This is a genomic window from Flavobacterium sp. KY-23415, assembly GCF_055384985.1.
Genome location: NZ_AP044001.1, coordinates 1,561,122 through 1,572,919 on the forward strand (window position 1 = coordinate 1,561,122; position 11,798 = coordinate 1,572,919).

The following is an 11,798-nucleotide window of genomic DNA, read 5'->3' on the forward strand; positions in this document are numbered from 1 at the left end:
TTATTTTTGTAGAAATTTTAAACAAATTTATCATGTTTGCAGAATTTGCATTTCCAATATTTGAGCGTTCTATAAAAGAATATCACGTTATTGACGACGTGTACCAACCAACTCAGAATCCATATGAAAAAGGTTCGATTGAACATTTGCTATTTGCAAAAAACTGGGTAGATACTGTGCAGTGGCATTATGAAGATATTATTCGTGATCCACAAATAGATCCTGTAGCAGCATTGGATTTAAAGCGCAAAATTGATGCTTCTAATCAGGTAAGAACAGATATGGTAGAATATATAGACAGTTATTTTCTTCAAAAATATTCAGATGTTCAAGTAAAACCAGAAGCAAAAATCAATACAGAAAGTCCTGCTTGGGCAATCGATAGGTTATCTATTTTGGCTTTAAAGATTTATCACATGAGTGAAGAAGCAAATAGAGCAGAAGCTTCGGTAGAACATAGAGCAAAATGTCAAGAAAAATTAAATGTACTGTTAGACCAAAAAAATGATATGTTTACTTCCATTAGTCAACTAATTGAAGATATTGAGAATGGTGATAAGTATATGAAGGTTTACAAACAAATGAAAATGTATAATGACGAAGAATTAAATCCAGTTTTGTATCAAAATAAGAAATAATTTCTTTGAATCATTTTAACCATTAAATTATTTTAACTTTTGGATATATCTAAATGTTATTAAATAGTTTAATGGTTTTTTCTAAAATTAAAAAGGTTGTCTAAAAACAGAAAACACATACTAATAATAAGACTCTCAGCTATGGGCGATGTCGCTATGACAGTTCCTGTGTTGAGAGCTTTTTCGATGCAATATCCTGAAATTAGGATAACAATAGTTTCAAGACCTTTTTTCAAACCTTTTTTTGATGGAATTCCTAATGTGGAATTTTTTCCCATTGATTTAAAGGAAAAGCATAAAGGTTTTATTGGATTATTAAAACTGTTTTCAGATTTAAAAAAGACACAGGTTGATTATGTTGTCGATTTACACAATGTCCTTCGTTCTAAAATAGTTAGAACATTGTTTTGGTTCACGGGTAAAAAAAATGCTGCAACAAACAAAGGTAGAAAAGCTAAAAAAGAGTTAACTAGACTTGAAAATAAGGTTTTTAAACCAGTAAAATCTATGTTTCAAAATCATGTAGAAACATTTGCTAAGCTCGGTTTTGAAATAGATTTAAGTAATCCAAAGTTTCCAAACAAAGCAATTTTATCCGAAGAATTAATGAATATAATTTCATTTTCTAATGGAAAAAATATAGGAATTGCACCTTTTGCTCAATACAATACTAAAGTATATCCTTTAGATTTAATGCAGAAAGTAATAGATGGTTTAGCAATAAATTTAAAGCAGAAGATTTACCTTTTTGGAGGTGGTGAAAAAGAAATTAAATTACTAAATCAGCTTAAAAACAATCATGAAAATGTAATTGTTTTAGCAGGTAAATTATCGCTAAACGAAGAATTAGAAATTATTTCAAATTTAGACGTAATGCTTTCCATGGACTCTGGCAATGCACATATAGCAGCAATGTTAGGAATAAAAGTAATTACACTTTGGGGAGCAACTCACCCTTATGCTGGTTTTAAGCCATTCAATCAACCAGATGAATTTTGTATTACTTCAAATAGGGAGGAATTTCCATTGTTACCCACATCAGTATATGGTAATAAGCAAATTGAAGGATATGAGAATGTAATGCGTACTATTTTACCAGAGACAGTTATTGCAAAAATTGAGGAGATTATTTCTTAATGTAAGATTCCAACTCGTTTAAAATAACAGTTCTAGTTTTTTGTTTCACTTCCAAACGATTTTCGAGAGTTAATCCTTTAGTTTCAATAAAAGAATGCACTTTTACACGCATTCTTCCTGTTGTTCCACTAAAAAAACGAAAAGGAAAACGTTTTTTATTATCGATAAATGTCATTGGAACAATAGGAATTTGATGTTCTATTGCCAAACGAAATGCACCATCTTTAAATTCGTCTAAAACAATACTTTCATCATCTGGAACACCACCTTCAGGAAAAATACAAATACTCAACCCTTGATGTAACCTTTTCTGTGCTAATTCAAAAACTTTAAAACGACTTTTGCTACTACTTCTATCAACCATAATGCAAACACGTTTGAAAAAGAATCCAAAGATAGGAATTTTTGATAGTTCTTTTTTACCAACAAAAACAAAAGGATTTTTTTTAACCACAAGGAGCATCAACATAATATCTGTCATTGATGTATGATTGGCAACTAACATATAACTTTTCCCTTTCTCTAATTTTTGTTCAAAATCTACTTTATAATAAAATCCCATTCCAAACAAAATAATTTTCGCCCATAACTTAGCAAAGAAAAAGAATTGAGGATACGTTTTTTCGCTTAGAATTGAAAGAAATAAAAAAGGAAATAAGACTATTATTGGAATAATTACTAATAAGTAAAACCAAATTCTCCATATAATCCAAAAAGCATATTTTAGTATTTTCATATTTTAGTAACTAAACGTTAAGCATTTTTAAAATGATGCACCAAAAATAACAATATTATTCAACCTTTTAATAATAACCTTTTCCCATTTCTGTAAAAGTGCTATTTTTGTTCCAAACAACAGTAAAAATGTCAAAAATATTAACAGGCGTTCAAAGTACAGGAACACCACATTTAGGGAATTTATTAGGAGCAATTATGCCAGCAATCGAAATGGCAAACAACCCTTCTAATGAATCATTTCTTTTTATTGCCGATTTACATTCAATTACGCAAATAAAAGACGGAAAAACATTAAGAGCAAATACTTATAGCACAGCTGCAGCTTGGCTTGCTTGTGGCCTAGACGTAAATAAGGTTGTTTTTTACCGTCAGTCAGATGTGCCTCAAACCGCAGAGTTATCTTGGTATTTAAGTTGTTTTTTCCCTTTCCAAAGATTAACATTAGCACATTCGTTCAAAGACAAAGCCGATCGATTAGAAGATGTTAATGCAGGGTTGTTTACCTATCCAATGTTGATGGCGGCAGACATATTATTATATGATGCAGAATTGGTTCCTGTAGGAAAAGATCAGTTACAACATTTAGAAATTACTCGCGATGTAGCCTCTCGTTTTAATCACCAAATGGGAGAAACTTTTGTGTTACCAGATGCTAAAATAGACGATAGCACAATGTTGATTCCTGGAACAGATGGACAAAAAATGAGTAAGTCCAGAAATAATACGATTAATATATTTTTAGAAGATAAAGCATTACGCAAACAAATAATGACTATTCAAACGGATAGTACTCCATTAGAAGACCCAAAAAATCCAGATACTTGTAATTGCTTTGCATTGTATAAATTATTAGCATCACCAGAACAAACAGCAGAAATGCGCGCTAATTATTTAGCTGGAAACTATGGCTATGGTCATGCGAAACAAGCACTCTTTGAATTGATAGTTGAAAAATTCGCAACTGTAAGAGAGAGGTATAATTATTACATTAATAATCTTGAAGAAGTTGACACTTTACTAAAAGAAGGAGCAGCAAAAGCGAGCATTGTTGCTAATGGTGTTTTAGGAAGAGTGAGAGAGAAATTAGGTTATTAAGAAAACGAAAGTTAGAAACTAAAAATAGGAAAAGCCTTGAAATCTGAAGTTAAATTCAGAACGCAAGGCTTTTTTATTTAGATGCTGAAACAAGTTCAGCATGACAAACTTATTGTTATAATACGTTGTCATTCCGAACTCGTTTCGGAATCTCATTATTTTTGTTCTTCAATTATTTTTTTAATGAACCATCTATTTTCAGAGAATTCACAAAATACATGATAGGCTCTGTAGTATTTAAAAACAAAAAAATAAGCTTTTTTATAATCTTGAGATAGCAATACTCTACTTAGAAATAAAAGTGGCATGTCTGAATTTCTAATTCCTCCTTCAAATGTGTTTTTATATGTGATTAAGGTGACTTTTAGATTAGATTTTTCGAATTCGCTACTACTCAAAGGTCTAATGTCTAAGGAATCAAATAAGTATTCAGTTTTATCTATTTCATATTTGTTTACCCAACGTAATGTGTCTAAAACACCAAATTCTATTTTTTTAAATTCTTTTAATTTTAAAATGGATTCATTTATTCCGTTTCTATTTTCTGAGATGAAGTTATCCCAGTCATTTTTAGATTTATGTAAAATACTGTCAGTTTGAAATGAATTAAATTTTAATGTGTCAATTTCGGGAATTGGAGGTGGTGGAAGAATTCTTATCCAAAAAGAATTTTCAAGTTCATATTTAGCGACCTCAGGCAAAACATCGCACAAAACTTCTGCTTCGAGTTGCTCGTAGGTTTTTTGCGTTTCTTTAGTCTTTTGTTGGCAACTAATAAAAAACACGAACAGGAATAAAATAAAAGCACCTTTTCTCATAAAGTAATATTTAAGAAAAGATGCTTCAAAAATTAAGCCGAATTTCGACTGGCATTAATATTACCAAATAGAGAACGCATTACAATTTTTTCATAAACCGCTATTTGTTTTTGATTTTCTATCGGATTTTCTTTTAATGCTTTAATTTTTAATAATGCATATTGTTGTATAGTTAATAAAGGCAATACAATTTTCTCACGCATTGCAACCGAAGCTTTTCCGTCGGGATAGTTCTCCATTAACTCGGTAAAACCAGATATTTTTAATAACAAACGCTTTGTTTCTAAATACTCAGTATGGATAATGGTCCAAAATGGTCCAAATTCCGGATCATTTTTCATGTAGGCAGTTAATGGAAAAAACGATTTGCTCAAAGCCATCATACTGTTTTCTAATAGTGTTTTGAAGAAAAGAGAGTTGTCGTATAGATTTTGAACATCGTCCCATTTTCCATTCTCTTCAAAATATTTTAAAGCGGTTCCAACTCCAAAAAAGCCAGGTACATTTTGCTTCAATTGGCTCCAAGAACCCACAAACGGAATTGCTCTCAAATCATCTAAATTCAATTGTGCAGATTGTTTTCTTTTAGAGGGGCGACTACCAATATTCGTTTTAGCATAATAATTTAAGGTACTCATATTCTCTAAATAAGGCACAAATTTTGGATGTCTTTTAAAATCAATATATTTTTGATAACTAATTTCAGAAAGTTTTTGCATTACTGCTTTTTCATCATCCGTTAAATGATTTTCTTCTTTATGAAAGACTTGGTTGTTTGCTCCAGCACTCAATAGATTTTCTAGGTTATAATGGCAGGAATCCATTGTGCCAAAGTTAGAACTGATAGTTTGTCCTTGTACCGTTAATTGAATTTGTTTGTTTTCAATTTCTGGACCTAAAGAGGCATAGAACTGATGTGTTTTTCCACCACCACGAGCAGGTGGTCCACCACGACCATCGAAAAATACTACTTTAATATTGTATTTTCTAGACATATTAGAAATGGCAGTTTTTGCGTTGTAAATTCCCCAATTGGCCATCAAATAGCCTCCATCTTTAGTACCATCTGAAAAACCTAGCATTATAGTTTGTTCGTTATTTCTGCTCTCTAAATGTTTCTTATAGGTAGGATTGGTATATAACTGTTCCATAATTTCATCTGCTTTTTGAAGTGCTTCTACACTTTCAAAAAGTGGAACTATATCTACAGTTGGCCTTTCCCAATTGCTTAGACGAAATAACGCAAGTGCTTCCATTACATGGATTGCCATTTCATTATTGCTAATAATATAGCGATTACAACCCAATTCTCCGTTGTTTTCTTGAATTGTTTTTATAGCATTTATTGAACTTAGTGTAATCTTGGTTTCATAATTATCGAAATCCTCTTCTTTTAAATCGGCAGAGACATTTGAAACGATTTTTATTTTTTCTTCTTCATTTAATGAATTATAGTTTGCTGTAAATAGTTTAGGATTTTTATCAATTATATCTTGAAACACTTTTTCGTGTATTTTACTATTTTGTCTAATATCTAATGTAGCAAAATGATAACCAAATACAGTAAGTTTATTGAGTAAATTATCAATTTCATTTAAGTAGAGCGATTGATGTTTCTCAATTAACAATGTTTTAATTAGTTTCAAATCGGAAGCAAATTCTTCTTTAGAGATGAACAATGTACCTTCCGAATAAAAAACAGAACGATAGAGTTTGTTTTCAATGCTACTGATTAATTCTTCAACACCAGAGAAAGTTAGTTTTCGTTTTAATTTTCGTATATCTAAATAATAAGATTTTAAAATAGAAGTGCGTAATCTGTTGGCAACTTTTAAAGTAATTTCAGTAGTTACAAACGGATTCCCATCTCTATCTCCACCAGGCCAAAAACCAAGATTAAAGATTGGGTTGTTAAGCTCTGCTTTGTTTTTAAAAATATTTTTTTGAATATATTGCATCATATCTCCAATAGTGTGATAGAATACATTTTCTAGAAACCAAATTAAGCTCACAGCTTCATCAAAAGGAGTAGGTTTTTCTTTTTTTATGAAAGGTGTTTTGCCTAGCTGTGCTAATAACTCTTTGATTGAATGTAAATCATTTATCTTAATAGCTTGTGTTAAATCGGTTATGATTCCTAAAACGGGTCCTGGATAAAATTGTGTTGGATGAGCAGTTAAAACAGGTCTTACTTTAAAATCATTTAAGAAGGCAATTAATTCTTCTTTTTTAAACCGTTGTTCTGCTTTTTCTTTCATGTTTCTTAACGAACCTCTTCCTTCCATATTATTCACTACATTGAAAGCAGCATCTTCAATAGCATCAAACAAAACCACTTGTCGTTCAACATATTGAATAAAACGAAACATTAGATCTATTTTTTCTTCTTCAGTAGGTTTTTCTAAATATTTTGAAGCAAAGACATTGAAAATTTCCTCAGGACTTTGATTGTTTTTATAACCTTGTTCACAAATATCTGAAAACAAAGGCAACAAAACACCAGTGTTATTGATTTCATTGAATGGCAACGTGATAAAAATACTATTATAAATATTGAATTTTGAAGCAACGTTTTGTTCAAAACGTTCTAATTTAGGTAATGAATACATTTTTAAAAAGTTTGTTACTAATTTACAATTTTATTCTCTAAAGCATTGTCTTAATAATGTTATAAATTAATACGATTTGTAAGTATTTATGATTTTTAGTTAAATAATTTCAAATAGTTTTCCAGGTAATGGTCGAATAACCCCTTTTAGTTCCATATTCAATAATATAGAAGAAGTTTTAAAAATAGGTATTTCACATTCTAAAGCAATAGTATCTATAGATTCATTTTCTTTGGTTTCAAGATAATCATATATTTTTTGTTCTTCATCGGTTAATGAAATGAACAATTGCTTTTGAATTACTTTTTCAGTATTTTTAGAAACTAACTCCCAATTTAAGATGTAAACTAAATCTGCTGCAGAAGTTAAAACATGAGCACGTTGTGTTTTAATAAGGTTATTGCAACCATGACTATATTTATCTGTTGTTCTACCAGGAACAGCAAAAACATCTCGATTATAATCATTTGCAATTTGAGCGGTAATTAATGACCCTCCTTTTTCGGCACTTTCAATAACAATTGTGGCTTCGCTCATTCCAGCAACAATACGATTTCGTCGAACAAAGTTTTCTCTATCAGGTTTAGAATGGCTCCAAAATTCGGTAAGAAAGCCACCGTTTTCTTCCATTCTTATGATGTGTTTTTTATGTGCTTTAGGATAAATTTGATTAAGACCATGTGCTAAGACTCCTATAGTTTGCAAGCCTAAATCCATTGCGGTTTGATGTGCTACAATATCTACACCATAAGCAAAACCACTTATTATTATTGGGTTTAAAGGGATTAGTTCTTCAATTAATTTTTTGGTGAATTCTATACCATAAGTAGTAACCTGTCGTGTACCAACAATACTAATTATTTTTTTATTTTCTAGGTTCACATTGCCCGATTGGAATAATAGGACAGGACTATCGAAGCATTGTTTTAGTCGTTCTGGATAGTTACTGTTTTGATAATATAGCAGATTAATGTTTTCTTTTTCAATGAATTGAAGTTCATGATCTGTTTTAATAAAAATAGACTTGTCTTGTAAATTGGATAAAAGAGATTTCCCAATACCGTCAATTTTCGACAGAATAGATTTTTTAGTCTTAAAGACTTCTTCTGCAGAACCACAATGATGGATGAGCTTTTTGGCAATAATATCACCTACTCCTTCTACTTGCAACAATGCAAGTGTGTAGTATAATTCGTTTTGTAACATGGCGTGTAATAAAAATAATTGGCTTATATATTACACAAATGTAGTTTTTATTTTGGAATTAGCAAATAGTATTAATTATATATAGATTAGAAGTTTAGATTTATAAATTATCATTCTTCTTCAATTCTTCAATACGTTTTTCTAAATTTTTTTTAGCTAATTTTTGTAGATCTTCAACAGAATCACTTTCGTCCATTATTTCCAATCCTAATAAGGTTTCTATGACATCTTCTTGAGTTACTAATCCACTAAATGAGCCATATTCATCAAGAACAACTGCCATGTGGTTTCTGTTTTGAATTAATTCTTCAAAAAGTTGAGGTATTGGTTTGTTTCTTTTAGTTAAAACAATATTTCTTTTAATAGATTCTAAAGTTTCATTTCCTTTATTATTTATTAGGGCATCTAGAATATCTGTTTTTAAAACCAAGCCAATAATATTGTCGGATGATTTGGTATAGATAGGAATTCTAGAAAAACGAAGTTTTCTGTTTGCTTGGTAAAATGTTTCAATTGTCATTGCGCTATCTGCTACTTTTACAACGGTTCGAGGAGTCATAATGTCTTTAGCAAAAACAGAATCTAGACTTAAAAGATTTTTCAATACTTTAGATTCAGACTCTTTAAAGACACCTTCTTTTTCGGCAATATCTGCCATCGCAGAAAAATCATCTCTGCTTAAAATTGAAGCATGACCTGTTCCTCCAATTAGTTTTGTTGTTAATTGAAGTAGCCATAATATTCCTGTAATCTTTAAAGGGAAAATTAAAAGTTGCAAAGCACTCGTTGTGAAACTTGCTAATTCTTTCCAATATTTTGCACCTATTGTTTTAGGAATAATTTCAGATAGAATTAATATTAAAAATGTCATTATGGAGGAAACTATGGCTACAGCATTATTTCCGTTTCCGAATGTTTTCTCCGCTTGAACACCAACTAATATAGCACCAACAGTATGTGCAATAGTATTGAGTGTTAATATTGTAATTAGTGGTTTGTCAATGTCTGCTTTTATAGCTTCTAATTTTGAAGCAAAAGCTTTGCCTTCTTTTTTAGAAACGGTTATAAAAGTGTGAGTGACACTTAATAAAACAGCTTCAAGAATAGAACATAGGAAAGAAAAGAAAATTGAAATTACTGCATATATAATTAATAATGTCATTTAATAATTTTTTAAATTTCTAAAATACTTAATTATTATCGAGAAAGCAAGTAAAAAGAATTACCAGCCTACATATTTGGGAGGTTTAATTTCATTTAAGTTGAGGTAAACAATAATTTGTCCACGATGATGTGTAACATGATCTTGAAGTAAATTCAAGATTTGTAATTTAGTTTTTTGTCCTGCAAAAAAGTCAACCTTATCTTTTAAATCTTCAGGTTTTATGGTTTCAATTGTATTTAAAACAGCATTAAAGGAAGCTTCTAAAAGTTTTATTATTTCAGTTTTTGTGAGGGTAGATGCTTCTTTTGACTTTTCTATTTTTTCTGCACCAAAATAGCTAGTACTTAACCAATCCATATTTCCCTTAATATGTAATAATTGCTCAGCAAAAGACATTTCTCTTTCAGTAGGTTTGAATGTGTACTTCTCTTCTGGCATTGCTTCAGCGATTTCTAACAAATACTTTTTTGAGTTTTCCCATTTTTCTAAAAAGGCACTAATTGGGTCTTCTTGTGCCAATGCTGTAGAAAAAGAAATTATGGATAGAATAATCATAAAATATTTCATGGTGCATTAATTGTTTAAAATAGAGAGCCATAAATTTTAAGTCAATTTATGGCTCTCTAGGATCAATTTTATTTTAATAGTTTCACAATATCTTTTGCAAAATAGCTTGCAATAATATCTGCACCCGCTCTTTTAAAAGCAGTAGTTTGTTCAATCATTATAGCGTCATGGTCTAACCAACCTTTTTCTGCAGCAGCTTTTATCATGGCATACTCTCCAGAAACTTGATACACAGCTACAGGAACTTCACTCATATTTTTAATATCTCTAACAATATCTAAGTAAGCAATACCAGGCTTCACCATTACAATGTCAGCACCTTCTTCGATATCCATTCGGGTTTCTCTAATAGCTTCGTCACGATTGTGAAAATCCATTTGATAGGTTTTTTTATCTTTTGGAATATTTATTAAATCAACTGGGGCAGAATCTAAAGCATCTCTAAATGGACCGTAAAGAGCAGAGGCATATTTTGCAGAATAACTCATTATCCCAATATTAATAAAGTTTTCTTCTTCTAATAATTCTCTCATTTCTAAAATTCTTCCATCCATCATGTCACTTGGTGCAACAAAATCTGCACCTGCTTTTGCATGAGACAATGCCATTTCGGCTAAAAAACTAGACGAAGCATCATTAGCGACAAGTCCGTTTTCAATAATTCCATCGTGTCCATAAATAGAATAAGGGTCTAAAGCAACATCTGTCATAACAATCATTTCTGGAACTGCATTTTTGATTGTTTTAATAGCACGTTGCATTAAGCCATTTGGGTTTAGTGCTTCTGTACCTTTGTTATCTTTTAAATTATCTGGGACTTTCACAAAAATTAAAACCGATTTTAATCCCATTACCCAAAGTTCTTTTACTTCCTTTTCAAGTAAATCTAAACTATATCTAAAATAGTTAGGCATTGATGGAATTTCTTCTTTAATATTTTTCCCCTCAACAACAAATAGCGGCACAAGGAAATCATTTGGGGTTAATATCGTTTCACGAACTAAACTTCTAATAGATTCGTTTGTTCTTAATCTTCGATTACGTCTAAGTGGAAACATAATATATATTTTTAAACTTTGATGTGTAAATTTTGATTGACAAAGTTAACTAAATTTAGCCTAAAAAGATGGAGTTTAGTGGGTAAGTATTTAATGGTATAAACATAAAAATCAATAATTAATTCTAAATTTGCAAAATGGAAAAGTATATGGTTTTATGTTTATGTTTTTTCTTAACTAGTTGTTTTGAAATAACCGAGAGAATTAAACATAATAGCGATGAAAGCGGGAATTATAGTCTTGTCGTAGATTTTTCAAAATCTTGGTTAAGAACACGTTCTGCAATCTGGCTAGAAGAAGTTGATGGTGTAAGCATTCCAAGTGAACAAGATATAAAGGATAAATTAGCTAATTTTAGACAGTTAGCATCAAAAATAGAAGGTGTTTCTGGAATTACTACAAAGTATGATTTTAATAATTATATTTTCACTTTAAAATTCGATTACAAGAATATTGCGGCTTTAAATGCGGTGTTGAATAGCATGAACAAACAAGAAGCATTGACACATTTTAGTGGCACGACAGCAACGACGTTTGAAAGATTTGCGGCTTATCCTATTCCGAAAAATTTAATAAAAGATGATAATAAAAAAGAGGATTTGCAAGAGGCAAAGATTACATCTATTTATACTTTTGATAAAGAAGTTGTTAAAACTGGAAACCCGAACAGTAAAATTTCGAAAAACAAACACACAGTTTTTTTAAAGCATAATGTTTATAATGTTTTAAAAAACAACACAATAATGAATAATTCCATTTATTTTTAA

The 11,798-nt window shown here is 30.3% G+C and carries 11 protein-coding genes; 4 read left to right on the top strand and 7 right to left on the bottom strand.

The window, feature by feature from the left end; all coding sequences use genetic code 11:
• The first annotated feature begins 32 nt into the window (after positions 1-32).
• Together ACZ49Z_RS06940 and ACZ49Z_RS06945 are read left to right on the top strand one after the other, a co-directional pair.
• A complete protein-coding gene (locus tag ACZ49Z_RS06940; protein WP_464307456.1) occupies positions 33-638 on the top strand; it encodes a DUF4254 domain-containing protein in 606 nt (201 codons plus the stop codon).
• A gap of 141 nt (positions 639-779) precedes the next feature.
• The gene (locus ACZ49Z_RS06945; protein WP_464308050.1) at positions 780-1,775 is read left to right on the top strand and encodes a glycosyltransferase family 9 protein; all 996 of its coding nucleotides are present in this window, start codon (positions 780-782) and stop codon (positions 1,773-1,775) included.
• On the opposite strand, the gene ACZ49Z_RS06950 is transcribed toward ACZ49Z_RS06945, so the two are convergent.
• Complete coding sequence (locus ACZ49Z_RS06950; protein ID WP_464307457.1) at positions 1,765-2,511, bottom strand: lysophospholipid acyltransferase family protein; 747 nt, start codon at positions 2,509-2,511, stop codon at positions 1,765-1,767. The two genes, ACZ49Z_RS06945 and ACZ49Z_RS06950, sit on opposite strands and share 11 nt — an antisense overlap.
• A 128-nt stretch (positions 2,512-2,639) precedes the next feature.
• On the opposite strand from ACZ49Z_RS06950, the gene trpS reads away from it, so the two are divergent.
• Complete coding sequence (gene trpS / locus ACZ49Z_RS06955) at positions 2,640-3,608, top strand: tryptophan--tRNA ligase (protein WP_464307458.1); 969 nt, start codon at positions 2,640-2,642, stop codon at positions 3,606-3,608.
• A 155-nt stretch (positions 3,609-3,763) separates the two neighbouring features.
• Here the strand turns inward: trpS and ACZ49Z_RS06960 are convergent, their stop codons facing one another.
• The 6 genes from ACZ49Z_RS06960 to hemB form a co-directional block, all read right to left on the bottom strand.
• Positions 3,764-4,426, bottom strand: coding sequence for a hypothetical protein (locus ACZ49Z_RS06960; RefSeq protein WP_464307459.1), 663 nt, complete (start codon positions 4,424-4,426; stop codon positions 3,764-3,766).
• A 32-nt stretch (positions 4,427-4,458) separates the two neighbouring features.
• The gene (locus ACZ49Z_RS06965) at positions 4,459-7,035 is read right to left on the bottom strand and encodes a phosphoenolpyruvate carboxylase (RefSeq protein ID WP_464307460.1); all 2,577 of its coding nucleotides are present in this window, start codon (positions 7,033-7,035) and stop codon (positions 4,459-4,461) included.
• Between the two features lie 99 nt (positions 7,036-7,134).
• On the bottom strand, positions 7,135-8,241 hold the full coding sequence (dprA, locus tag ACZ49Z_RS06970) for a DNA-processing protein DprA (protein ID WP_464307461.1): 1,107 nt from the start codon (positions 8,239-8,241) through the stop codon (positions 7,135-7,137).
• A gap of 100 nt (positions 8,242-8,341) precedes the next feature.
• Entirely contained in the window at positions 8,342-9,403 is a 1,062-nt protein-coding gene (locus tag ACZ49Z_RS06975) for a CNNM domain-containing protein (RefSeq protein ID WP_464307462.1), read from the bottom strand.
• Between the two features lie 60 nt (positions 9,404-9,463).
• Positions 9,464-9,973 carry a DinB family protein gene (locus ACZ49Z_RS06980; RefSeq protein WP_464307463.1) on the bottom strand — a complete coding sequence of 170 codons (510 nt, stop codon included), beginning with the start codon at positions 9,971-9,973 and terminating at the stop codon, positions 9,464-9,466.
• A gap of 68 nt (positions 9,974-10,041) precedes the next feature.
• Positions 10,042-11,031 (bottom strand): porphobilinogen synthase, encoded by a 990-nt coding sequence (gene hemB, locus ACZ49Z_RS06985; RefSeq protein WP_464307464.1) that lies wholly within the window; start codon positions 11,029-11,031, stop codon positions 10,042-10,044.
• 137 nt (positions 11,032-11,168) lie between these two features.
• On the opposite strand from hemB, the gene ACZ49Z_RS06990 reads away from it, so the two are divergent.
• Entirely contained in the window at positions 11,169-11,798 is a 630-nt protein-coding gene (locus tag ACZ49Z_RS06990; RefSeq protein ID WP_464307465.1) for a hypothetical protein, read from the top strand.